Below are 24564 nucleotides of genomic sequence, written 5' to 3'. Positions count from 1 at the left end.
CGGCGGGTGTTGGACGGCCATGGTGGGCAGCCTGCCGATTTCTGGTCGGGGTCGGGTGCGCTTTCCGCGCGATCGCCGGGACGCAGTGGCGGACACTGCGCCGTTGCGACCCGTCAGGCCGCATGGCTGCCGCGGCATGGCTCGTGACGTTCCGTGTCTGCCGCCGCCGCTGCCCGGTCAGCGAGGCGCCGCCGCCTCCGGCCGGGCCGCCGCTGCTGCGCGGCACCGCCGCCCCGCTTCGGCAGGTCGACCGCCTGGCTGGCCCGACGGTTGCCGGGGCTGCTGCCGAGGGCGGCCCAGGGCCGACGGGTGCTGCCCGTGGGCGGCCGCCGCCGGTGCGGCGTCGACGGATCCGGGCCGGCAGGCAGGCCGCGGCACCCGTGATGTTGCGCTGGCGACATTGCGCGAGGCGGACGTCGGGCGCTTCGGACTCTTCGGTATTCTTGATCTTGTCTTCGCTGGTGATCGGCTATAGGTGATCAAGGCCGGTCCTCCTGACGCGTCCTGGTAGCGGATCATTCCGGATCCGAACCGGGATGTGACCCCTTGCCGTGGGATGGCGGTACGCGTGCCTTGGTCGTCACCAGGAGTCACGAATTCGTCCGGGTCGGCCGGTCCGGGCGACTTTTCCTGCGATGCGTTATTCCCAGACCCTACGTAGCGTGGTAGAAACATCAGCGATGTGCACGAGCCGGTGTATCCCAACAGGTAGAGGAGGCTGTCCTAAAAACAGCTCGAGTGTCGGTTCGACTCCGACCACCGGCACCTTTCAATGTCGACCGGCCGCCTCGTATTGCCCCTGAGGTCGGCGGTCGAACGGGTACGGGCAGTGCCCGAGAGACCTTTGTCTGAACAGCGAAGCTCTGGATCTGGATTGCGGTCGAGCTGATCTCGCCGAGCTGATCTCTCGGCCGGCTTGGCCGCGTCCTCTTCTGCCCCAAATGTCTAGTCCGGCCCCGCTGCCCGGCGGCACCTCTCCTGGATTGCTCGCCGCAGCACGGATGTCACTCATTGCCGCAAGCGCGGAACCCGGCCGGCCCCCGTGGGCGTTGTACTGTGTGATCGTCGTGTGGCGACCTGTCCGCGCGGGCAGGCTGGGGAGGTCCAAGCCGATGGCAGAGCTACGTTCGTCCAACCCGGCGTTCACCCGAACAGGGTTCGGGCAGGGCCGCCCACCGGCGCCTCCGGAGGGCTCCTGGCAGCCTGGCGGGTGGCCACCGGCCCCCGGCCAGCCCGGCTACCCACCGCCGGCTCCCGTGCGGGAGAGGCTGACCTACGACGACGTGATCATGCACACGCTCGGCGTGTTCGCGGTCATGTTGGTCCTCGCGGGCCTCGGCTGGTACGTCGCACCCGACTCGCCGGGCCTCGCGATCGGTGCCTTCGTCGCCGCCCTCGCCCTGAGCTTCGTGATCTCCATGCGGGAGCGGATCAGCCCGCCGCTGGTGGTCGTGTTCGCCGGGCTGGAGGGTCTGGCCGTCGGCATCGTCTCGCGGTACTACGAGACGGCCTTCTCCGGAATCGTCCTGCAGGCTCTGCTCGGCACGGCGTTGGTGTTCGTCGTCATGCTGGTCGCCTACCGCAGCCGCCGTCTGCGGGCCACCCCGAGGATGGCCAGGATCGTCACGGGCACGCTGCTCGCCGTCGTGCTGCTGGGGCTTGTCGACCTCGGCATCCGGCTCTTCACCGGCAGCCACCTTCCCGTGATCAACGACCCGTCGCCGCTGGGCATCCTGTTCAGCATCGTGGTGCTGGCGGTGGCCAGCCTGCAGTTCATCCTGGACTTCGACTACATCGAGCGGGCTGTCGCCAGCGGTGCGCCGCGCGAGGAGGCCTGGCGTGCAGCCTTCGGCCTGCTCGTCGGCTTCGTGTGGGTGTACCTGGAGCTGCTGCGGCTGCTCTCCAAGCTCCGCCAGTAGCGACACCGACGCGGGTCGACACCGGCGGGGGAGCAGCGTGCAGGTGCGGGACGGACCGGCGGGGAGACGTCCGCGGCTGACGGCAGGGCGGGCCGCGGGCGTCTCGGCTGTCACCCGGAGCGTTGCGGGCCGGCCGCGGCGGGCGTCACCTTGATCACGCAGCGCTGCTCCCGCTCCATCGCGGCGCGGTAGTCCGCCCAGTCCGGGTGCTCACCGGAGATCTGTCGGTAGTAGGAGACCAGAGCGTCGTGGGCCTCGGGCAGCCGGATGATCTGCGCGGTGCCGCCGATCTGCACCCATGGCCCGAAGAAACCATCGGCCAGGACGCAGAGGTACACCCGGGGATCGCGTTCGATGTTCGCCGTCTTCAGCGCCGTTGTCCGGGTGCTGATCACCAGGGCCCCGTCGGTGTCGACACCGACGAGGACCGGGGACAGCTGGGGAGTGCCGTCGCGGCGGGTCGTGGCCAGTACGGCACGGTGATGATCGCGGATGAAGGCGCGGGCGGCGTCAAGGTCCACCGGATCATTCTCGCTTCAGACCTGGATCGCGTGCCTACGCAGATCTGCCTCGTGCACCACGGCGGCCGCGTACCGGTGCGGCACGCCGTGGATGTCCCTCAACCAGCCCACGCGTTCCGAGAAGCGCAGCAGACCCGGCCCTTCGTTGAGGCAGGCCAGCCAGTGCCGGAGATCATGGCCGGTGGCCTTGGGCATGCGGTCGATGAGACCCCGGTGTGTCTGCGGGGAGCGGTACAGCGGGGAGCGATACAGCGACATGCGCGCCTCCAGAGGACTTGCGGTGTGTCAGCGGTACATGTGCCGAGCGTGCGCCTCGCCGTTCGCTCGGGCAAGACGTGGCGAGTGCCTCGGCAGGTATCCTGCTCGGATGTCGGATTCGCTCCGCGAGGTCAACCGGCAGGCCAGCCTCCTGGTCTCCAGGGCGCGGGGCTGGACGGGTTCCGCCTGGGATGTGCGGATCACCAGCGGTGAGACGAGAGCCGACCGGCTCCGTTCCCTGATCGACGAGCTCGCGCTGCTCGGCCGGCAGGCGGGCAGCGGTGCGCCTCCCGGGGCCCGCCCACCCCGCGTCGCTGACCATGCGCTGCCCGACCAGCTGATTGTGCTGGTGGACGACTTCCTGGCCGCCGCGGCGGCGCCGACGGCGGTTCCGGGCCCGGCCGGGCCCGGACAGGGTGTTCTGGAGCTGACCGCACGGGCGCTCGCGGTGGTGACCGCGGCCAGGGGCGATCTCGACGGGCCCGGCTTCGGGTTCCGCCCGAGCTGACCGGTTCACCGGCAGTGCCGACCGGCTGACTCTGCCGGCCGACCATCCGACCAGCCGGCAGAGTCAGTGCAGGTGCCACTCCTGGGTCAGGGTCTGAAGCACCGGAGCGGCGGCCAGGCGGGCTCCGTCGAGCGTCAGGTGCACCCCGTCTCTGGTGCGGATGAGCACGGAACGCCCGCTGCTGTCGGTCAGGTAGTCGGTGTACTGGCCGGCGTTGGAAAGCATCGGGCGAAGGTCCAGGAAGCGTGCACCGGGAACCCGTTCGGCGGCGGCCTGGGTCGCCTCGTTCATGCGGGCGAAATATCCGTTGAGGGTGCCGGACCGGGCCGGCGGCAGGCTCAGCCAGAAGACGCGCCTGCTGCCGCCGTCCGACCAGATCCGCATCAGGACGATCGCCCGGCGGCGGTACTCGGCCGCCCACTCGTCCGAGCCCGCGGGCAGGATCGTGCCGTCGGGCTGGGTGATGCCCTGGCCGTCGTTGCCACCCATGATCACGACGATCGCCTCCGGGTTGCGCCCGGTGATCTGGAGCCGGGCGTGGGTCGCCCAGTCGAAGAAGTCCGGTCGTACCAGCCCGGTGCCGAAGCGGGTGTCGGTCTCGGCGTGGATCGTCGCCGGCTCGGTGTTGGTGATGGTCGGGCCCAGCGACTCGGTCAGCGAATCGCCCGTGACCAGGACCCGCAGCGGGTTGGTCGCGGTCGGCGTCCGCAGGGGCGCCGCCGCGACGACGTTCTCCCGGCGCCGGGGAGCCCGGTCCTGGCCGCCGGTCGCCCCCGGCTCGGCCAGCGCGGCGGCTGAGGCGAGCTCGGAACTGTCCGCCTTCGCGCCGGTCGGGTCGGGGTGCCCGAACGCGGTCGTCAGGAGCCGGTCGGGCTGGTTGAGCCTGAGCGTGGCGGTGATCCGGTCCAGCGGGCGGGCGACTCCGAGGACGAGCTCTCGGGTGGTGCCCGGGGGCATCCCCTCGCCGGCGTGCACCATCGCCGCGGACCGCAGCACGGCAAGCAGCCCGAGGCACGCTGCCACCAGCAGCAGCGCCCGGCGCGCGGACATGGTGGGCACCGATGGCGCCGACGGCTCGGGCCCGGCCGCCGGCGGTTCAGTGGCCGGCGGTCGTGGCGCCGCCGGGCCCGCGGTGGCCGGACTGGCCGGAAGCCGGCTGGCGGTCGCCGGGGCTCCGAGTGCCGCCGGGGTTGCCGACGCCGCTGGGGCTGCGGGTGCCGGGGCTGCCGGTGCCGGTGCCGGGGCTGCGGGTGCCGCTGGGTTTGCTGACGCCGCTGGGTTTGCTGACGCCGCCGGGTTTGCTGGCGCTTCCGGGTTTGCCGAAGCCGCCTGGGTAGCCGAAGCCGCCTGGGTAGCCGAGGCCGCAGGTGTCGCGGTGGCCGGTGCGCTGTTGGCGCGAGGGGCGGTCGCTCCCGGGCCGGGTGGGGTGGGTGCCGTCCGATCCGGGTTGCGGCGTGGGGCAGGCGCGGATGGCGTCGAGGCCGTCGGCTCGTCGCGCTGCGTCATGAGCACTCCCCGCGATCAACGGCATATGTATTCGGATGCTTACCTTAAGTGATGATCGCTGGTTCTGCCGTTTGGCCCACGCTCCGTCCGGGGGGCTTGGAAAGGAGCTGTCGAAGGCCTGGCGGTAGCCCCGGTCTGAACTCGGGCGCGCGGAAACGGGTGGGAGGTCCGCCAGCTGACCTTCTGGTATCCGGTGGGCGAAAAGGCTTCGCTCGCTGGTCACATGCGAGACGCCCGCCGGTTGTGACGGTGCGCAAATCTTGGCCGACCCGCACTCCTCGGATCACACTTTCTCGGGCAAGGAGCCCCATGGTCGACCTCGATCGTCGCCGGTTTGTGACCCTGGCCGGCGGCGCCGCCGCACTGACCGCGCTCGACCAGAGCATCGCGCGCGCCGCCGCGATCCCCGCGAATCGCCGGACCGGGACCATCCGGGACGTCGAGCATGTCGTCGTCCTCATGCAGGAGAACCGCTCCTTCGACCACTACTTCGGCGCGCTGCGCGGCGTCCGGGGCTTCGGTGACCCGCATCCGGCCATCCTTCCCAGCGGCAAGGATGTCTGGAGCCAGCCGAACGGCACCGGCGAGCTCCTGCCCTTCCACCCTGACGCCGCCGACCTCGGCGCGGCCTTCCTCACCGGGCTTCCGCACAGCTGGACCGACGGCCAGAAGGCGCTCAACAAGGGCGTCTACGACCAGTGGGTGCCGGCCAAGGGCACCGCCACCATGGCCTACCTCCAGCGGCAGGACGCGTCCTTCCACTACGCCCTGGCGGATGCCTTCACGGTCTGCGACGCCTACTACTGCTCGTTCATCGGCAACACCGACCCCAACCGCTACTACATGTGGTCGGGCTGGACAGGCAACGACGGCAAGGGCGGCGGGCCCGTCCTCTACAACGACGAGCTCGGCTACGACTGGAAGACGTATCCGGAGCGGCTCGAGGCCGCGGGCGTCAGCTGGAAGATCTACCAGGACGAGGGAACCGGGCTTGACGACGCCGGTTCCTGGGGCTGGACCAGCGACCCGTACATCGGCAACTACGGCGACAACTCGCTGCTCTACTTCAACAGCTACCGCAACGCGGTGCCGGGCGACGCGCTGTACGAGAAGGCTCGCCGGGGCACGAAGAACCGGGATGGCCAGGACTACTTCGAGCTGCTTCGCGCCGACGTCGCGAAGAACCAGCTGCCGAGTGTCAGCTGGGTCGTCGCACCCGAGACGTTCAGCGAGCACTCGAACTGGCCGACGAACTACGGCGCCTGGTACATCGCCAAGGTTCTCGACGCGCTGACCGCCAACCCGGAGGTGTGGAGCAAGACCGTCCTGCTCATCACCTACGACGAGAACGACGGCTTCTTCGACCACCTTGTCCCGCCGCACGTCAACAACCCGCTGATCCCGGGTGCGAGCACAGTCCGGACGGACAACGAGTTCTACACCGGACCGCTCGGTGACGGCCATTACGGGCTCGGGCCCCGGGTGCCGTTCTTCGCGGTCTCGCCGTGGAGCGTCGGTGGCTGGGTCTCCTCGGAGACGTTCGACCACACCTCGATCATCCAGTTCCTGGAGAAGCGCTTCCGGATCAAGGAGCCCAACATCACGCCGTGGCGGCGGGCGGTGTGCGGCGACCTCACCTCGGCATTCGACTTCTCCCGTGATGCCGGTAACCCTCGGCTGCCCGACACCACCGCGTGGGCGCCGGCCGACCGGCTGCGCCACCCCACCTACCGCCCGACCGTGCCGGCGGTGGGCCAGATGCCGAAGCAGGAGTCCGGCACCCGGCCGGCCCGCCCGACGCCGTACTACCTCGACGCCACGGAGAAGAGCACGGCGAAGAAGCCGGTGATCTCCGTCGAGCTCGACAACCGTGGGTCGCTCGGTGCGCACTTCCAGGCCCGGCTGCTCGCCCCCGTCGGTGCGCCGCACAGCTACACCGTCGGCGCCGGGGACCGTCTGCGCGCGGAGTGGCCGGTCAGCGGCGACTACGACATCCACCTGCATGGCCCGAACGGATTCTTCCGGCGGTACGCCGGCACGGCCGGGTCGGACACCGTCACCGTCACCGTGGCACGCTCGGGACGCTCGAAGACGCTGCAGCTGTCCATCGACGCGCCGAAGGGCGTCAACGTCGAGGTGGAGAGCGCCTACCAGGGCCGGGTTTCCCAGGCGAAGGGCAACAAGAAGATCACGATCGACACCCGTGGCAGTGGCGGCTGGTACGACCTGACCGTCACCGTGCCGGGCACCACCTGGGTGCGCGGGTTCGCGGGGCACCTGGAGGACGGCTCGTCCTCGATCAGCGACCCGCAGCTGGGCCACTGACCCAGGCCAGCCGGCAACCGGGCCATCCTCGCCGATGGCCCGGTTCGCCCGTCCACTCGCCGAGCTGCTCAGAACCGGAAGTAGATGAACGGGGCGACGTCCTGCTGGCCGACGAAGGCGTAGATCACCAGCAGGAAGGTGACCACCAGGATGATCTGGGTGCCGAGGCGTCGGGCGGCGAACAGGCCCTGGGCGCGCACCCACCACCAGCCGGGCACCGCGGCGGCGCCCAGCCCCGCCGCGATCGCGACCAGCACGGTCGTCGTCACCAGGGGAGAGGGCCCGCCGGCGGTGAACAGCCGGCCGAAGATCTCGGCCGCGGTGCCGAGGTCGGGGGACCGGAACAGGACCCAGGCCGCGCAGACGAAGTGAAAGACGACGATCCGTCCGAGCCAGACCCGGGGGAGGTTCGTCGGGCCGCGCATCGGGGTCGTCGCCGCGATCGGCGGGGCCGCCGTCGCGAGCACGGCCGCCCCTGCGGCCAGCCCGGGTTCGCGGGGTCCGGTCGGGGCCATGCCTGTTCCCGGTAGCTCCTCCCGCGACGGCGTCGGCGCGGGCAGGGGGTGTGACGGCGCAAAGCCGGGGTTGTGTGACGGCGCAAAGCCGGGGTCTGCCAGCTCGGGCTGCTTGGGCCGCGGCAGCACCACCGTTCCGCCGGCACCGCCCGTTCCGCCAGCGCGGTGCCTGGGCCCGGTGGTCCCGGTGGGCCCGCGCCCGGGACGTCCGCCCGGCCCTCCGCGGTGCGCGCGCCAGGCGCGCTCGCCGGCGAGGACGCCGCCGTGCAGCGCGCCCCAGATGACGAACGTCCACGCCGCGCCGTGCCACAGACCGCCGAGAACCATGGTGATCATCAGGTTGAGGTAGGTCCGGCGGCGCCCGCGGCGGTTGCCGCCGAGTGGCAGGTAGACGTAGTCGCGCAGCCAGCGGGACAGGGTCATGTGCCAGCGGCGCCAGAAGTCCTGCAGGCTGACGGCAGCGTAGGGGCGGTCGAAGTTGTCGGGGAACCGGAAGCCCAGCAGCAGGGCGACGCCGATCGCGATGTCGGAGTACGCGGAGAAGTCGCAGTAGATCTGCACGGCGTACCCGTAGACGGCCACCGCGATCTCGCCGGACGAATGCTGGCCCGGGGCGTCGAAGACCGGGTCCACGATCCGGGTGGCCAGCAGGTCGGCCAGGACGACCTTCTTCACCAGGCCGCCGCCGATGAGGAAGATCGCCCGGGTCACCTGGACCTGGCTCGGGTCGCGTGGGGTGGCGAGCTGGGGGGTGAACTCGCTCGCGCGCACGATCGGCCCGGCGACCAGGTGGGGGAAGAAGGCCTCGTACACGGCGAAGTCGATCAGCGAGACGGGCCGGATGTCGCCGCGCCAGACGTCGATCACGTAGGAGAGGGCCTGGAACGTGAAGAAGGAGATGCCGATGGGCAGCGCCACCTGTAGCAGCGGCAGCGGCGCGGGCAGGCCGACGTCCTGCAGGGCCCGGTCCACGGACAGCGCGAAGAAGCCGTAGTACTTGAACCAGCCCAGCAGTCCGAGATCGCAGACGATCGCGGCGATCAGGATCCGTCGGTCGCGCCAGCGCCCGATCGCCACGGCGGCGAGCTGGTTGATCAGCGTCGAGGAAACGATCAACAGGACGAAGCGGGCGTCCGCATAGGAATAGAAGAAGTACGAGGCGGCCAGGATGAACGGTTTCCACAGCGCCGGAACCGGCATGAGCAGCCAGGAGACGGCCATGACGATCACCAGGAACGCGGCGAACTCGATCGTAGGAAATACCACGCGTAACCGTCCGGCGTCTGCTACGGAAAGGAAAAGATTCACTACAGAACGTAGTTGAAGTGCGGCGGATGCGCCGCTCGACGGGCCTGGACACACGCGGGTGGGCTGGTACCGCACAAGATGGCCGGGACGAACCCGGTCAGGCCCCGCACCGGCGGACGTACACCGCCGCCTGTACACACCGCCGCCTGTACACACCGCCGCCGGTGCGACGGTGAGCTGGAACCGAATGCGTAGCCGTGTACTGACGAACGGGTGGGACTGTCGCTACCGTCCCGGGTCATGAGAATCGTTCCGGCCAACGGCATCGAGCTGGCCGTCGAGACGCACGGTGATCCGGACGGCCTCCCGCTGCTGCTGGTGGGCGGGCTCGGGCAGCATCTCGTCGGCTGGCATCCCGACCTCGTGGCGAGCATGGTCCGGCGTGGTTACCACGTGATCACCTTCGACAACCGCGATGTCGGGCATTCCACCCATCTGGACTGGCACGGCCCGCCCGACCTGCTGGGGATCGTGTCCGGCCAGGCCGCGCTCGCGCCCTACGGCCTCGAGGACATGGCCGCCGACACCATCGGGCTGCTGGACGCCCTCGGCGTCGAGTCCGCCCACGTGTTCGGCGTCTCGCTCGGCGGGATGGTCGCGCAGCTGCTGGCGCTGAACAGCCCGGACCGGGTGCGCAGCCTCACCTCCGTGATGTCCCACCCCGGCGATCACAGTGTCAAGCCGTCGGACGAGGCCGTCGAGCTGCTGCTACGGCCAAGCCCGACCAGCCTGGACGAGTTCATCGCCAGGGCGGAGGAGTCCGCGCGGGTGATCGGCTCGCCGGAGTTCGCGGTCGACGTCCCGTGGCTGCACAGCCGGTCGAAGCAGCTCTGGGAACGTCGGCAGAACCCCGCCGGGGTGGCGCGTCAGCTGGCCGCGATCCTGGTCGCGGCGGACCGCTCCGCGGCGCTGCGCGGCCTGCGGGTGCCGACGCTCGTGGTGCACGGAACGCACGATCCGCTGATCCCGGTGCGCGGCGGGCGGCTCACGGCGGCCACCGTTCCGTCCGCGGAGCTCCTGGAGATCGACGGGATGGCACATGATCTGCCCCGCGAGATCTGGGCGCGGCTTCTCGACCGGGTCGACGACGTCACCCACCACGGCGAGTCCCTGCGTGCGGCGGTGCAGTGAGCCCTTTCCCGCTCACCGCCCACGGTCAGGTATGCCGTGCGCCGAGTCAGCGGCGGAAAGGGCTCAGTAACCCGGCTTCATCACCATGAGGCAGATGATCACGACCCAGCAGGTGACCGTGGCGGCGGCGCCGATCGTGATCGCCGGGAGCTGGCGGCGCGCGTCGCCGCCACGCTCGATGTCGTGGACGGCCCGCCGCAGGCCCCTGGAGATCACGGCCATGCTGATCACGACGGCTGTGATCCACAGCAGGCCGGATGTCAGCAGCCACGGATCACTGATCCGGCGAAGGCTGCCGAACGGTCCCCGGTGAATGATCACCAGCCCGAACAGGGCGACCAGAATGGTCGCGGGCGGGAGGTACCAGGTGGTGCGGGCGGCCGCCCGCAGCCTGGACAGGCCGGCCGGGCCGGCGTGGACCAGCCAGGGCGCCGTCGCGGTCGTCATGCAGAGCGGGCCGACCAGGAGGAACGCGGAGAGTACGTGCAGGGTCAGGAAGAGTCCGTAGCTGCCTGAATGCGGCATGGCCAGACCGTATCGGGCGGCCGCGGCCGGCCGGTCCACCGGGCGGCGCCGCGCCGGCGGTGGCTCGACTGGTAGTCCCGACCGGCCGTTCGGCTGGTGACAGCAGTCGGTGGCGGAGGTCGGTGTCAAAGGCCGGTGTCAAAGGTCGTTCGACTGGTAGTAGAGCAGCTCGATCGCGCGGCCGAAGTAGGTGCCGTAGATGGTCTCCGGGTCCGAGGCGTAGGCGTAGCTGACGACGCTGTCGACCCAGCCGGCGCCGGGCCCGGCCCGGCCGAGCCCGGTGAACAGCGGGCCACCGCTGGCCCCGCCGGTCATGTCACAGGCCAGGCCCATCGAGGTGGTGCCATAGGGGTCGTCGCTGGACGGCCCGGCACAGTAGATCAGCTCCTCGCCGGTGTACTTCCCGAGCCGGGGGTAGCCGAAGGCGTACTGGGCGAGCGTCCGGGGCTGGTTGAAGGCGATCTTCTCGCCGCCGACGACATCCTCGATGTGCTGCCCGGCGCGCGTGTTGAACAGGATGAAGCCGGTGTCGTAGTCGAAGTCGCCCCGCAGGCCCCAGCCCGGCGTCACGGTGATCAGCCGGGCGGCCCAGAGCCCGAAGGGCAGGGAGCCGTCGGAGTAGCCGGGCATGAAGGCCACGTTGGTCGCGAAGGCACCGCCGCTGCCCTCGTGCAGGCAGTGCCCGGCGGTCACCGCGAGGTCGCGTCCCGTGCTCGTCACGACCGTGGCCGAGCAGGCGTAGTCGACGTCGTTGATCGTGGTGAACAGGCGGCCGACGGTCTTCGTCACCAGTCCGCCGTAGGCGTACGGAGACCCGGTGCTCGGCGGCGGTGGGCTGGTGGCCTCGAGGGTCTGATCGGTCCCGGTGGGCCCGTCGAGCCGCTTCGGCACTGGTCGGCCGTCCCGACCGGCCGCGTCCGCGACCTGGGCGCGGCTGCGCCGCTGCGCCGACCAGTACGCGGAGATCCGCGCCTGCTCGAGATCGGTCCGGGCGACGGGAGCAGACATCGGCTTCGCGTACGGGCGGCTCAGCGGTTCGGAGTAGGGGCCCGCGAACGGCCCAGGCAGCTCCCGGCTGAGGGCGGACCGCAGTGACTGCACCGGGCTGTGGTCGCCACCCGTCGCCGCGGAGGCCAGCGTCGGAAGCGCCGGCAGGAGAGTGCCCGGTATGAGGGCGCAGAGCGCGGCGGCCGCGGCCACGGCTCCGGCGAGGTGCCGTCGTCCACGCCACCGCGACGCCGGTCGGCCTGTCGCCCGGGCTGGATCTGCCGACCGTGGCTGGTTCGTCCGCCGCAGCCGGCTCGTCCACCGCAACCGGTTCGTCCGCCGTGGCCGGTCCGTCGACGGTCGGTGCCGATCGGCTCCGTGGCCCTGTTCGCGGCCTTGTTCGTGGCCTCCGTCGTGGTCCTCGTCGCGCTCGCACTCTGTCACCACGACGGCGCACGGTAGCAGCTAGTTAACTGACAGTGCCTGCAGTTGGCGGTCGGTCTCTCAGCGAGCCACCCGGCGGGCCCCCCGGGCACGCAGGTAGTCCCGGATGACGTAACTGCCGAGGGTGGCCGGGTCCGGTGAGAGCACCCGACCGCCGTTGCGCTGGGCCATCTCCTCGACGAACCGGACCAGCCGGGGCTCGTCGTCCAGCATGAAGACGTTGATCGTCACGCCGCGGCGGGTCAGCCGCTCGACCTCGGCGAGCGTCAGCTCCAGGGTCTCGGGCATGGGTGGCCAGGAGAACGAGGACGAACCGTCCCGCTGCAGGTGGGCGGTGGGCTCGCCGTCCGTGACCACCATGATCACCGGCTCGGCCTCCGGATACCGGCGCAGCAGCCGGCCCGCGATCAGCAGCGCGTGCTGCAGGTTGGTGCCCTGCACCATCTCCGAGTCCAGCCCCGCCAGCTCTACGGGGCGAAGCTCCCGCGCGTAGTCGGAGAAGCCGATGATGTGCACCTTGTCCTGGGGGAAACGGGTGGTGACAAGCGAGTGCAGCGCGAGTGCCGTCGACTTCGCCACCCCCCAGGTGCCGCGCAGGGCCATCGAGTACGACAGGTCCACCAGCAGGCAGACCGCCGCGCTGGTGCGCCGCTCGGTCTCGGCGACCTCGAAGTCGTCGACGGAAAGCCGCACCCGGCGGCCCGGGCCGGGCGGCCCCGCCCGCAGCACCGCGTTGCGGACGGTGCGGACCACGTCGATCGGCTGGGTGTCGCCGAACTGCCAGCGCCGGGAGGTACCGAGCAGATCACCGGCGGAACCGGCGTCGGTGTTCGTGTGATCACCGCGCCCGCGCGCGGCGACGTCGCGGAAGATGCGGGCCAGCGCCGCGTCGCCGATGCGCCGCACCGCCCGCGGCGTGAGCTCCAGCGTGCCCGCGCGGCGGGTGATGAAGCCCTGTCGCTCCAGCTCACGCTCGATCTGCTGGAGCTGGCGCAGGTCATCGACGGCGGTGCGGCCCAGCGCCCGCTCGACGGCTTCCGGGTCGACGTCCTCTAGGGAGGCACCCGGGTAGTCCTGGCTGAGCGCCGCCGCGAGCTCGTCGAGTTCGGCGAGCTCCTCCAGCGCGCTCGTGGCGTCCCCGAAGCCGAGCGGCTCGTCCCCGGTCATCGCCTCCGGGAAGCGCCCACGAGCCCGCCCGCGGCCGCGTCCCCGCCCACCCCAGTCCAGGTCCGGGCGGGCTGACTGCAGCGCCCGCGACAGCCGGGACATCTCGCCGGACAGGCCCAGGTCCTCCATCGCGGTCGCCATCAGATCGGCCAGCTCCTGGCGTTGCGCCGGGGTGAGGCCGGCCAGCAGCCGCTGGGCCGCGGCGGCCCGCCGGGCCAGCGAGTCGACAAGCTCCTCGAGGTCGCGGGGGTTCTCCGGGAAGAACTCGCCGTGCCTGCGCATGAACTCCTCGAAGCGGGCCCCGGTCTCCTCGCCCCGGGCGTCCGCCTCCAACAGGTCGTTGAGATCGCGGACCATCTCGCGCACGCGGGCCAGGTCATCCGGGGTGGCGCCCTGCAACGCCTGCTTCATCCCGCGGAACTGCGCGTCGAGCACCTCGCGGCGCAACAGGTCGGAGATCTGGTCGTAGGTCTCGCGGGCCTGCTGCGAGCGCCAGTCGTAGTCGGCGAGCTCCCGCACCGCGCGGGCGGGATCGGACGGCAGCGCGTCCAGCTCCGCCTCCCGCAGCCGCGCCTCGTCGCCGGGGTCGGGGAACAACGCGGCCCGCTCCTGGCCGATGGCCGTGTCGAGCAGACGGCGGACCTCGTCGAGGGTGCCGTCGAGCCGGCCGCGGGAACGGGCCTCGCGGCGGCGGCGCTCGATCGCGCGGCGCAGGTCGTCCAGGCCGCGGCGGCCCGGCATGCCCCGGCGCAACAGGGTGTCCAGGGCCTCCCGCGGCGTACGTCCCTCCAGGATCTGGTGGGACATCTCGTCGACGGCGTCGGTTGCGGAGAAGGGGGACGCCAGCGGGTCGGGCCCGCCGTCCCAGGGGCCGTATCGGAACTGTCCGGAGCTCACCGGTGCCTCCTGGTGGCCTGCCGCGTGATTCTGTTTGTGGTCGGGCGAGTCGCGCGTGGCCGGGCGAACCGCCCGACGGGACGAACCGCCCGACCGGACGAACCGTGCCGACGGTCAGCCGCCGTACACCGTCCGCCCGGGCAGTTCCTCCTTGGCGAGGCGCCGGTTGAGGTGCAGGCCCTCCATCGCGAGCTCCAGCGCCGCGGCGGCCAGGCCCGGCGACTCCGCTCCGTCGACGTCCAGGCGGGTGAGGATCGCTGACAGGCCTGGTACCGGCCCGATCCGGCGCAGCAGCTCGGCGGCCGGGACGAGATCGCCGGTCTCCACGGCACCGTCGCGCTCGAAGCGGTCCTGCAGGCCGGAGAGGTCGGTCCCGGCGAGCTTCGCGCGGAAGGTCTCCGCGATGGCCCGGCGCAACATCAGCGCCAGGACCTCGTCCTCCCGGCCCTCCTCCAGCTGATCGAACTCGACCTTGCCGCGGACCGCCGGCACGATCGCGGCGAGGTCGACGACCCGCGCGGTCGCGCTGTCCTCGCCGGTCAGCGCCGCCCGCCGAACGGCGGAGGCGGCCACCGTCTCGGCCGCCGCGACCGCGAGCCGGGCCGAGACACCGGAGCGCTGGTCGACCTGCGGCGCGTCGCGGACAAGCCGGGTGAAGCGGGCCACCACCTCGATGAGATGGTCGGGAAGCTCGGGGGTGCCCAGCGGCGCGTCGGCCCAGGAGATCACGGCCTCCTGGCGGATGAGGCTCAGCTCGTCGTCCAGCCGCAGCGGGTAGTGGGTGCGGACCTCGGCACCGAAACGGTCCTTGAGCGGGGTGATGATGCGGCCGCGGTTGGTGTAGTCCTCCGGGTTCGCGGAGGCGACCAGCAGCAGGTCCAGCGGTAGCCGCAGCATGTAGCCGCGGACCTGGATGTCGCGCTCCTCCAGCACGTTGAGCAGCGCCACCTGGATGCGCTCGGCGAGGTCGGGCAGCTCGTTCACGCTGAAGATGCCGCGGTTGGTACGCGGCACCAGCCCGTAGTGCACGGTTTCGGGGTCGCCGAGGGTGCGGCCCTCGGCGACCTTGACCGGGTCGACGTCGCCGATCAGGTCACCGACGCTGGTGTCGGGGGTCGCCAGCTTCTCCCCGAACCGCTCGGAGCGGTGCCGCCAGGTCACGGGCAGCTGCTCGCCGACCTCGGCGAGCAGCAGGCGGCACCGGCCGCAGACCGGAGCGTAGGGGTGATCGTTGATCTCGCAGCCGGCGACGGCGGGCGACCACTCGTCGAGCAGGCCGACGAGCGTCCGGATCAGACGGGTCTTGCCCTGGCCGCGCTCGCCCAGGAACACGATGTCGTGCCCGGCGAGCAGGGCCCGCTCGACCTGCGGGAGAACGGTGTCGTCGAAGCCGACGATGCCCGGGAACCGGGGCTCGTCCGACCGCATCCGCGCAAGCAGGTTCTCCCGCAGCTCGGCCCGCACCGACCGGTGACGATGGCCGGAAAGGCGCAGGTCAGCAAGGGTGATAGCGGCTGGCGGAGGCCCGGATGCCGAGGGGGCGCTCGCCGTCGGTGCCGCCGCGGGGGCGGCGATGTGCTTCGTGGGAGGTGTGGACGGACTGTGCGGAGCCGGCGGATCTGCCACCAGCTGACGGTACGTCCACACCGGCCCGCGCGCAGCGGCATGGGATGTCGTCCGCTTATGGCGTAGTCGCGCCGCCCCGCCGGTCCGTTCCCGTCGGTCGACCGCACCCCATGGCAGGTGCGTCACCCCATGGCAGGTGCGTCACCGCAGGCAGGGCGCCGCGGGTGCGGCCCCGCTGGGCTGCTCAGCCCGCGTACGGCGACACCGCGACGATCTCCACCGCGGCCGAACGGCCGTTCGGCAACGTGTAGTTCACCGTCTCGCCGGCCTTGTGGCCGGTGACGGCGCCGCCGAGGGGAGACGCGGGAGAGAACACCTCGATGCTCGTGCTGTGATCCTCGCGTGAGCCGATGAGGAACTTCTCGGTCTCCTTCTCACCGGGGAACCGGATCTCGACGATCATCCCGGGCCCGGCCTCACCGGACACGCCGCGCGAGGTGTCGCCGACCCGTGCGTCGCGGAGCAGGTCCATCAACTGGCGGATCCGGGCCTCCTGCTTGCCCTGCTCCTCCTTGGCCGCGTGATAGCCACCGTTCTCCTTCAGGTCGCCTTCCTCACGGGCGGCCTCGATCTTCGTGGCGATCTCCGTACGCCAGGTGCCCGTGAGGTACTCGAGCTCGGAGCGAAGTCGGTCGTAGGCCTCCTGGGTGAGCCAGGTCTGCTGCGTCACGCGTCACGCTCCTCGAGGAATACCAAAGTTCTGAGTCTATCGGAGGGAGCCGAGGCTCCCGGCGGCGCGCCCGGGTGGGGCCCGCTCACGGCAGGCGCCACGGGGCTGTTGCTGGTTCAGTTCAGTGCTGGTCGCTGCTTCAGTGCTGTTGCTGCTTCGCTGTTGCCGCTTCAGTGCGAGCGGGTGGTCCGGGCCGCCCTCGACGTCGGTTCCCACAGTGCGAGGTCGTCATGACGACTTCCCGCCGTGGTCACGGGCCGATGATCCCTCAAAGGTGGGCCCGACGACGATGTCGGTTTGCAGACGACGCCACCTGCCAGAGACCGTCCGCCCGCAGACCGGTGAACCGGCGTCTTTGGAGCGTGTGCGGACGGTGTATTGTGCCACGCCGCTCGGTGACTTTTCCAGATCAAGAGTGAGCTGGGTCTCGTTTGTGCCGGCCTGTCCCTCGTTCCCGGGGCGGTCGACCGCCCCGGTTGGTGCGGAGCCAGGCGGTTGAGGGCCCCCGAGGGCTGCGCTGCGGCGGCCCAGGTGGCCGCCGCGCGGGCGCCGGCCGGCCCGGCCCGCTCCGGACGTCAGCCACAATGGGCTGCATGCTCCCGGCCGAACAGGAGCGTGGTCTGCGGCTCATGGCCGTCCACGCGCATCCCGATGACGAGTCCAGCAAGGGCGCGGCGACGATGGCCCGCTATGCCCACGAGGGCGTCGAGGTGCTGGTGGTCACGTGTACCGGCGGTGAGGCGGGCAGCATCCTCAATCCGGCAATGGATTCACCCGAGGTCCTCGCGCGGATGCCAGAGGTCCGGCGCGAGGAGATGGAACGGGCACGGAAGATACTCGGAGTGCAGCAGGAGTGGCTGGGGTTCATCGACTCGGGCCTGCCCGAAGGTGACCCGCTGCCGCCACTGCCCGAGGGGACCTTCGCCACGCAGCCCCTCGCGGACGCCGCCCGCCCGCTGGTGCGCCTGATCCGCCAGTTCCGCCCGCAGGTCGTCACGACCTACGACGAGAACGGCGGCTACCCGCATCCGGATCACATCATGACCCACCAGATCAGCGTGGAGGCGTTCGAGGCCGCCGGTGACCCCTCCCGCTATCCCGAGGTGGGCGTCGAGCTCGGCCTTGCGCCGTGGCAGCCGCTGAAGCTCTACTACCACCTGACCTTCCACAAGGACCGCATCCTCGCCCTGCACGAGGGGATGCGCGCCGCGGGCCTGGAGTCGCCCTACGGGAAGCGGCTGGACGAGTGGATCGACCGGGCGGAGGACACCGGCCGGTTGACCACCCGGGTTCGCTGCGAGGACTGGTTCGAGGTCCGGGACCGCGCCCTGCTCGCGCATGCGACCCAGGTCGACCCGGACGGGCCGTGGTTCCGGGTGCCGCTCACCCTGCAGCGCGACGCCTGGCCCACCGAGGACTACCAGCTCGCCCGGTCCCTGATCGAGGTGGGCGTACTACCCGAAGACGATCTGTTCAACGGAATCCGCTGAGAGCCTTTTCCGCCGTTGTCTCGGCACCGCGGCATCGCTGGCCGCGGACCGTCAGCTGAAAGACTCTTGACTACAGGAGGTGCTGGTCAGTGGATGACACATCCGGCGGGGTGCGGCTCGCCGCCGAGATAGGCACGGGCACCAGCGGCGCCCTCGTGGTCTTCGTGCTGATCCTCGCGTCAGCAGGGCTCTTCGTGCTCCTCTCGAAGAGCCTGCGCAGGATGCGGGCGAACGTGGAGAACGGCGAGTTCGGCCGGCCGCGCGGGGATCTGACGAACCGCGGCGAGGCGGCCGGTGACCCGGCGGCGGGCACTCTGGCCACCGCCGAGCGCGGCGCCGAGGAGGCCGCGGCCGCGAGTGTGAGCGCGGCTGCGCCGGCCAAGGGGGCGAAGGGAGCCAAGGAGAAGCTTCCCCGCCAGCGAGGCAGGCAGGGGGCAGCGGAGGACACCGGATCCGGCTCGGCCTGAGCCGAGCGCCCTGCGCAGGGTCGCTTGGCCACCCGCAGGAGTTGAGGATCAACTGCTGCCCGGTAGCAGGCACGCCCACAGCCCGGAGCTCGGAATCTGGCCGATCATTCGTCCGGCCCGCGCCGGCCCCCGCCTCGATCCTTTTTGATCTCGCTGCGGCGCTTCTTGCCGGCCAGCCGCCGCTCGACCGAACCACGGGTGGGGCTGGTCGGCCGCCGTGGCCGCGGTGGAGGTGCCGTGGCCTCCCGCAGGACGTCGGCCAGCCGTGCCGCCGCGGCCTCACGGTTCCGTAGCTGCGAGCGATGCTCGGACGCGGCCAGGGTCAGGACCCCGCCGACCAGGCGACCCTCCAGCCGCGCCAGCGCCCTGGCTCGCATCCGCTCGGGCACGGACGGTGCGCGGGCGAGATCGAACGAAAGCTCCACGCGGCTGTCCGAGGTGTTCACCGACTGCCCACCCGGCCCCGCGGATCGCGAGTAGCGCCACGTGAGCTCGCCGGCCGGGATCGCGAATCCCGGCCGGATCATCAGAACGCTCGGCAGCACCCCGCCATCGTCCCAGGGCGACGGCTCGGTCGTCGCGGGCATTTCGGGCCTGATCCGCCCGCGACGCCTTTGTCTGTTGTGCAGCCAGCCTGGCTGTGCCGTCAGGCTGGCTGTGCCACCAGGCAGGCTGTGCCGTCAGGCTGGCTGTGTCGTCAGCCCAGGGCGATGTTGACGATCCGGCCGGGGACCACGATGAGGCGCTTGACGGTCTTGCCGGCGGTGTAGCGGGGGTAGTCCTCGTGTGCCTCCAGCGCCTGCCGCACCGCGGCCTCGTCCGCGTCGGGCGCGACATCGATCGTGAACCGCACCTTGCCGTTGACCTGCACCGGCAGGCGGACCGTCGAGGCCGCGGCCAGCGACTCGTCCCCCTCGGGGAACGGGACGGTCGAGACCGAGCCGGCGTGCCCCAGTCGCGTCCACAGCTCCTCGGCGAGGTGCGGTGCCAGCGGCGCCACCATCAGCACCATGGCCTCGGCCAGCTCCCGCGGCGGCCCGGCGAGCCCGGCGCCGAAGTGCTTGCTGGCCAGGTTGGTCAGCTCGATCAGCCGGGCGACCGCGGTGTTGAAACGCAGCTCGGCGTAGTCCGTCCGGACGGCCAGGATCGTCCGGTGCAGCGCCCGGGTGACCTCTTCGCTCGACTCGATGTCGCCGAGCGCGGCGTCACGCACCCGCGGCTCACCGGACTCCTCGTCGATGATGTTGCGCCAGAGCCGCTGCAGGAACCGGTACGAGCCGACGATGTCGTCGGTGCGCCATGGGCGGTGCGCGTCCAGCGGCCCCATCGCCATCTCGTAGACGCGCAGCGTGTCAGCCCCGTAGCTGTCGTACATCTCGTCGGGGCTGACGCTGTTCTTGAGGCTCTTGCCCATCTTGCCGGAGCGCCGGTTCACCGGGGCCCCGTCGTGGGTGAACGTCCCGTCCGCGCCGCGGACGACCTCGGCGGCGGCGACGTACATCCCGCGCTCGTCGGTGAACGCGTCGGCCTGGATGTAGCCCTGGTTGTAGAGGCGCTTGAACGGCTCCCGGGTCGAGACCAGGCCCAGGTCGTAGAGCACCTTGTGCCAGAAGCGGGCGTAGAGCAGGTGCAGGACGGCGTGCTCGACGCCACCCACGTACAGGTCGACGCCGCCGTCGCCGGCGGGCCCGCGCTCGGAGTGCATCCAGTAGCGCTCGACGGTCGGATCCACGAACCGCTCGGAGTTCGTCGGGTCGAGGTAGCGCAGGTAGTACCAGCAGGAGCCGGCCCACTGCGGCATGGTGTTCAGCTCGCGCCGGTACTCGCGCGGGCCGTCGCCGAGGTCGAGGGTGACCGTGGCCCACTCCGTGGCCCTTGCCAGCGGCGGGACGGGCTCGCTCTCGTCGTCGTCGGCCATCGCGCGCGGCCGGAAGTCGGTCATCTCGGGCAGCTCGACCGGCAGCTGGTCCTCGGGCACCGCGATCGGCAGCCCCTCGTCGTCGAAGACGATCGGGAACGGCTCGCCCCAGTACCGCTGGCGGGAGAACAGCCAGTCGCGCAGCCGGTAGGAGCGGGTGGCCCGGCCGCGACCGGCACCCTCCAGCCAGCCGACCGTGGTCTTGATGGCCTCGGCCTTCGACAGGCCGACGAGGCCCGGGCGGTTCGGCGGGCCGGGCAGATACGTGCCCTCACCGGCGAACGGCGCGGGCCAGGCGGACGCGGGCGCCCCCGCGGGTACGCCGTGCTCGGAGTGCCAGGCCTCATCCGGCTCCAGCACGGCCTGTACCGGCAGGTCGAACTCGCGGGCGAAGGAGAAGTCCCGGTCGTCGTGCGCCGGCACCGCCATGATCGCCCCGGTGCCGTAGCCGAGCAGGACGTAGTCGGCCAGGAAGACGGGGATCACACCGCCGCCGACCGGGTTGGTCACGTACGTCCCGGTGAACACGCCGGTGCGGTCGATCTCCGCGCCACCGCGCTGGCGGTCGCTGCGCCGGGCGGCGAAGGCCCGATAGGCGTCGACGGCGGCCTGTGGGGTCCAGTCCTCCTCGAGCGGGCCGGCGGGCCGACCCTGCGCGAACCGCCAGCTGGCCGGGGTGTCGGCCGGCCAGTCGGTGGCGATCAGCGCGTCGACGAGCGGGTGTTCCGGAGCCAGCACCAGGAAGCTCGCGCCGGGCAGCGTGTCGGGACGGGTCGTGTAGACCTCGATGTCGACCGGCGCGCCGGCATCGTCACCGGCGTCGGTTCCGGCGCTGGCACCGGTCGTCGTGGTGAACCGGACGGCGGCGCCGTCACTCGGCCCGATCCAGTTGCGCTGCATCTGCTTGATGGAGTCGGGCCAGTCGACCAGGTCGAGATCCGACATCAGCCGGTCGGCATAGGCGGTGATCCGCATCATCCACTGGCGCAGCGGGCGCCGGTAGACCGGATAGTTGCCGATGTCGCTGCGCCCCTCGGGCGTGACCTCCTCGTTGGCCAGCACCGTGCCCAGGCCCGGGCACCAGTTCACCAGCTCCTCGGAGATGTAGGTGAGGCGGTGGGCGTCGACGACGCGACGCCGTTCGCTCGCCGTCAGCTCGGACCACTCGGCCTGGCGGGGGTTGGCCTCGCCGGAGCTCGCCCCGGCGGCCGACCGGCGCCCGCTCTCGAACTCCTCGACCAGCTCGCTGATCGGCCGGGCCCGGCCGGCCTCGTCGTCGTACCAGCTGTTGAAGATCTGGAGGAAGACCCACTGGGTCCAGCGGTAGTACGTGGTGTCGGTGGTCGCGATCTCGCGGCGCGTGTCATGACCCAGGCCCAGCCGGGAGAGCTGGCGCCGCATGTTCGCGATGTTCGCCTCGGTCGTCACCCGCGGATGCTGGCCGGTGTTGATGGCGTACTGCTCGGCGGGCAGCCCGAAGGCGTCATAGCCGAAGGTGTGCAGCACGTGTCGTCCGGTCATCCGCAGGAAGCGGGCGAAGACGTCCGAACCGATGTAGCCGAGCGGGTGGCCCACATGCAGGCCCGTCCCGCTCGGGTAGGGGAACATGTCCAGCACGTAGAACGGATCGCGGCCCTGGACGGCCTCGAAGCCGGTGGAAAGCGGCCCGGTCGGGTTCGGCGACTCGAACGTGCCGTCCTTGAGCCACCGCTGCTGCCAGCGCTGTTCGATCTCCGCGGCGAGCCGCGAGTCGTAGCGGTGGGGCAGGTCGGCGTCGCCGCCCGCGGTGACTGCGGCGTCCGCGGTGGTGTCGCTCTCGGTGGGCTCGTTCATCGCAGGTCGCATCCCAAGACATCGATCACTGTTGACCCGTGTCCGCTCGCGCTCCCCCGGCCGACGACGGATGGCCGATGGCCCGCCGGGATGGTGGCGGTGGCGATGGTGGTCGTGGACCGGGGCGCGGGAACGGCGTGGATCACTCCTGGCGTCCAGCCTATCCGGGCCGCCGCGATCGCCGGTGGCGGCCGCTGTCTGCGATCGCGGCGGCCCGTGGGCGGGCGGGATGCGGGCGGCCGGCGCCGGCGATCGCGGGGATCGGGCCGCCGCGATGGCATGGTGGTGCGGTGCCCAACAAGCTCGCGGAGCAGACTTCCCCCTACCTTCTGCAGCACGCGGACAACCCGGTCGACTGGTGGCCGTGGGGGCCCGAGGCGTTCGCCGAGGCCAAGGCCCGTGGCGTGCCGGTGCTGCTCTCGGTCGGCTATGCATCCTGCCACTGGTGCCATGTCATGGCCCACGAGTCGTTCGAGGACGCGCAGATCGCCGCGTACATGAACGAGCACTTCGTCAATATCAAGGTCGACCGGGAGGAGCGTCCCGACGTCGACTCGGTCTACATGGATGTGACGGTCGCCCTCACCGGTCACGGCGGCTGGCCGATGACGGTGTTCCTCACCCCGGCGGCCGAGCCCTTCTTCGCCGGCACCTACTTCCCACCCCGCCCGCGCCAGGGCCAGACGTCCTTCCCGCAGGTGATGACGGCGGTCGCGGACGCCTGGACCCAGCGCCGGGAGGAGATCGAGGAAGCCGGGGCGGACATCGCCCGCCGGCTGGCGGAGGTCGTCGCGCTGCCCGGCGGCACCGCCGGTGGGGACGGCGGTCCCCAGCTCAGCGCCGAGCTGCTCGACGGCGCGGTCGCCGGGCTCGCCGGCCGCTTCGACGCGCGCCACGGCGGGTTCGGCCCGAAGCCGAAGTTCCCGCCGTCCATGGTCGCCGAGCTCCTGCTCCGGCACTGGGCCCGCACCGGCGACGACAAGGCGCTCGAGATGGTGCGTGTGACCTGCGAGCGGATGGCCCGCGGCGGTATCTACGACCAGCTCGCGGGCGGCTTCGCCCGGTACAGCGTCGACGCCACCTGGACCGTCCCGCACTTCGAGAAGATGCTCTACGACAACGCCCAGCTGCTGCGCGTCTACCTGCACCTGTGGCGGGCCACCGGCTCCGCGCTGGCCGAGCGGGTGGTGCGGGAGACAGCCGAGTTCCTGCTCACCGACCTGCGGACGCCCGAGGGCGGCTTCGCGTCCGCGCTGGACGCTGACGCGGTGCCCGCCGGGCAGCCGAACGCGCACCCGGAGGAGGGCGCCAGCTATTCCTGGACGCCCGCCCAGCTCGCCGACGTCCTCGGTCCCCAGGACGGTGCCTGGGCGGCCGGGGTTCTCGGTGTCACCGAGGCCGGGACCTTCGAGCACGGCACCTCCGTGCTGATGCTGCCCGCGGACCCGGACGACCCGGCCCGGTTCGCCCGGGTCCGGGCGGCGCTCGCCGCGGCGCGGTCGCGCCGGCCGCAGCCCGCCCGCGACGACAAGATCGTGGCCGCCTGGAACGGGCTGGCGATCGCGGCGCTCGCCGAGGCGGGCGCGCTGCTGGCCGAGCCGGCCTGGATCGCCGCCGCCACCCGGGCCGCCGAGCTGCTGCGGGACGTCCACCTGCACGACGGCCGGCTGTGGCGGACCAGCCGCGACGGCCGCCGGGGGCCGAACGCCGGCGTGCTGGAGGACTACGGGTGCGTCGCCGACGGGTACCTCGCGCTGCACCAGGTCACCGCCGACCCGCGGTGGCTCACGCTCGCCGGTGAGCTGCTGGATGTGGTGCGCGCGCGGTTCGCGGCCCCGGACGGCGGTTTCTTCGACACCGCGGACGACGCCGAGGCACTGCTGCGGCGGCCGCGGGAGTCGTCCGACTCGGCGACACCGTCCGGGCAGGCCGCCGTGGCCGGCGCGTTGCTGACCTTCGCCGCGCTGACCGGCTCGGCCGAGCACCGCGACGCGGCGGTCGCGACGGTCGGGCTGGCGATGCCACTGCTTGCCAAGGACGCCCGGTACGCGGGCTGGGCTGGCGCGGTGGCCGAGGCGGTCCTGGCCGGCCCGGCCGAGGTCGCGGTGGTCGGTCGTCCGGACCTGGAGCGGCTGGCACGGCTCGGCACCGCACCCGGCGCTGTCGTCGTCACCGCTGGTCCGCTCACCGCCGGGCGCGCCGATCCGGCTGTGTACGTGTGCCGTGACTTCGTCTGCGAGCTGCCGGTGACCACCGCCGAGGAGGTCCGGGCCAAGCTCGGCGTCCGGCTCCCCACCTGACCCCGGCCTGCCGGCCGCTCGTCGATCAGCTTGGACGCCGCACCGAGGCCGGCTGGTTTCCGACGACTCCACGCGTGCGCATAATGCTGTAAGCGTGTAATCATGGATCGGGTCGCGTTCCAGCCCGGCCGGTGCGTCGTCGGAGCAGTGAGGTCGTCGGAGCAGTGAGCCTTCGCCATCTCAACTTCGCACGGTCAGGGATGCCGCCGGCCCGGGTCGACGATGGAGAAGGCTCAAAGGCTCACTCAA

19 protein-coding genes and 1 tRNA gene are annotated in these 24564 nt (G+C 71.5%); 8 read left to right on the top strand and 12 right to left on the bottom strand.

The features are described 5' to 3' along the window. Window positions 1-690 precede the first annotated feature (690 nt). Window positions 691-765: transfer RNA gene (locus CcI49_RS24055), tRNA-Leu, on the top strand. A gap of 347 nt (window positions 766-1112) precedes the next feature. Further along, entirely contained in the window at window positions 1113-1919 is an 807-nt protein-coding gene (locus tag CcI49_RS24050) for a Bax inhibitor-1/YccA family protein (RefSeq protein WP_054565241.1), read from the top strand. Window positions 1920-2029: 110 nt separating this feature from the next. On the opposite strand, the gene CcI49_RS24045 is transcribed toward CcI49_RS24050, so the two are convergent. Both CcI49_RS24045 and CcI49_RS24040 read right to left on the bottom strand, forming a co-directional pair. Beyond that, window positions 2030-2440: a PPOX class F420-dependent oxidoreductase gene (locus CcI49_RS24045; protein ID WP_054565240.1), complete on the bottom strand. Its 411-nt coding sequence runs from the start codon at window positions 2438-2440 to the stop codon at window positions 2030-2032. Window positions 2441-2455: 15 nt separating this feature from the next. Next, a complete protein-coding gene (locus CcI49_RS24040; RefSeq protein ID WP_054565239.1) occupies window positions 2456-2698 on the bottom strand; it encodes a DUF4287 domain-containing protein in 243 nt (80 codons plus the stop codon). A 109-nt stretch (window positions 2699-2807) separates the two neighbouring features. Here CcI49_RS24040 and CcI49_RS24035 point away from each other — a divergent pair, with 109 nt between their 5' ends. Then, window positions 2808-3206 (top strand): hypothetical protein, encoded by a 399-nt coding sequence (locus CcI49_RS24035; RefSeq protein WP_054565238.1) that lies wholly within the window; start codon window positions 2808-2810, stop codon window positions 3204-3206. A gap of 63 nt (window positions 3207-3269) precedes the next feature. Here CcI49_RS24035 and CcI49_RS24030 read toward each other — a convergent pair whose 3' ends face one another. Both CcI49_RS24030 and CcI49_RS24025 read right to left on the bottom strand, forming a co-directional pair. After that, entirely contained in the window at window positions 3270-4256 is a 987-nt protein-coding gene (locus tag CcI49_RS24030) for a DUF459 domain-containing protein (protein ID WP_076829516.1), read from the bottom strand. 46 nt (window positions 4257-4302) lie between these two features. After that, entirely contained in the window at window positions 4303-4737 is a 435-nt protein-coding gene (locus tag CcI49_RS24025; RefSeq protein WP_076829511.1) for a hypothetical protein, read from the bottom strand. Between the two features lie 284 nt (window positions 4738-5021). Between CcI49_RS24025 and CcI49_RS24020 the strand changes: the two genes are divergently transcribed. Further along, a complete protein-coding gene (locus tag CcI49_RS24020; RefSeq protein ID WP_076829507.1) occupies window positions 5022-7037 on the top strand; it encodes a phospholipase C, phosphocholine-specific in 2016 nt (671 codons plus the stop codon). Window positions 7038-7105: 68 nt separating this feature from the next. On the opposite strand, the gene CcI49_RS24015 is transcribed toward CcI49_RS24020, so the two are convergent. Beyond that, on the bottom strand, window positions 7106-8818 hold the full coding sequence (locus tag CcI49_RS24015; protein WP_076829503.1) for an MBOAT family O-acyltransferase: 1713 nt from the start codon (window positions 8816-8818) through the stop codon (window positions 7106-7108). 282 nt (window positions 8819-9100) lie between these two features. On the opposite strand from CcI49_RS24015, the gene CcI49_RS24010 reads away from it, so the two are divergent. Then, complete coding sequence (locus tag CcI49_RS24010; RefSeq protein WP_054565233.1) at window positions 9101-9991, top strand: alpha/beta fold hydrolase; 891 nt, start codon at window positions 9101-9103, stop codon at window positions 9989-9991. 63 nt (window positions 9992-10054) lie between these two features. Here CcI49_RS24010 and CcI49_RS24005 read toward each other — a convergent pair whose 3' ends face one another. The 5 genes from CcI49_RS24005 to greA form a co-directional block, all read right to left on the bottom strand. Next, window positions 10055-10516, bottom strand: coding sequence for a hypothetical protein (locus CcI49_RS24005; protein WP_054565502.1), 462 nt, complete (start codon window positions 10514-10516; stop codon window positions 10055-10057). 138 nt (window positions 10517-10654) lie between these two features. Then, complete coding sequence (locus tag CcI49_RS24000) at window positions 10655-11716, bottom strand: hypothetical protein (RefSeq protein ID WP_235497716.1); 1062 nt, start codon at window positions 11714-11716, stop codon at window positions 10655-10657. Between the two features lie 291 nt (window positions 11717-12007). Further along, complete coding sequence (locus CcI49_RS23995) at window positions 12008-14011, bottom strand: VWA domain-containing protein (RefSeq protein WP_054565231.1); 2004 nt, start codon at window positions 14009-14011, stop codon at window positions 12008-12010. 114 nt (window positions 14012-14125) lie between these two features. After that, the gene (locus tag CcI49_RS23990) at window positions 14126-15637 is read right to left on the bottom strand and encodes a hypothetical protein (RefSeq protein ID WP_054565501.1); all 1512 of its coding nucleotides are present in this window, start codon (window positions 15635-15637) and stop codon (window positions 14126-14128) included. A 184-nt stretch (window positions 15638-15821) separates the two neighbouring features. Beyond that, complete coding sequence (gene greA / locus CcI49_RS23985; protein WP_054565230.1) at window positions 15822-16307, bottom strand: transcription elongation factor GreA; 486 nt, start codon at window positions 16305-16307, stop codon at window positions 15822-15824. Window positions 16308-16891: 584 nt separating this feature from the next. Between greA and mca the strand changes: the two genes are divergently transcribed. Together mca and CcI49_RS23975 are read left to right on the top strand one after the other, a co-directional pair. Then, window positions 16892-17797, top strand: coding sequence for a mycothiol conjugate amidase Mca (gene mca, locus CcI49_RS23980; RefSeq protein ID WP_054565229.1), 906 nt, complete (start codon window positions 16892-16894; stop codon window positions 17795-17797). A gap of 89 nt (window positions 17798-17886) precedes the next feature. After that, window positions 17887-18264, top strand: coding sequence for a hypothetical protein (locus tag CcI49_RS23975; RefSeq protein WP_054565228.1), 378 nt, complete (start codon window positions 17887-17889; stop codon window positions 18262-18264). A 104-nt stretch (window positions 18265-18368) separates the two neighbouring features. On the opposite strand, the gene arfB is transcribed toward CcI49_RS23975, so the two are convergent. Both arfB and CcI49_RS23965 read right to left on the bottom strand, forming a co-directional pair. Then, window positions 18369-18791, bottom strand: a complete 423-nt coding sequence (gene arfB / locus CcI49_RS23970) for an alternative ribosome rescue aminoacyl-tRNA hydrolase ArfB (protein WP_054565500.1) — start codon at window positions 18789-18791, stop codon at window positions 18369-18371. Between the two features lie 170 nt (window positions 18792-18961). Then, window positions 18962-22015, bottom strand: a complete 3054-nt coding sequence (locus CcI49_RS23965; protein ID WP_054565227.1) for a class I tRNA ligase family protein — start codon at window positions 22013-22015, stop codon at window positions 18962-18964. 290 nt (window positions 22016-22305) lie between these two features. Here CcI49_RS23965 and CcI49_RS23960 point away from each other — a divergent pair, with 290 nt between their 5' ends. Beyond that, entirely contained in the window at window positions 22306-24315 is a 2010-nt protein-coding gene (locus CcI49_RS23960; RefSeq protein WP_076829495.1) for a thioredoxin domain-containing protein, read from the top strand. The last annotated feature ends 249 nt before the right edge of the window (window positions 24316-24564 follow it).

Source organism: Frankia sp. CcI49, from assembly GCF_001983215.1.
Classification (GTDB): Bacteria; Actinomycetota; Actinomycetes; order Frankiales; family Frankiaceae; genus Parafrankia; species Parafrankia irregularis.
Note: the sequence above shows the minus strand (reverse complement) of the source record. Positions and strands in the feature narration are given on the sequence as shown.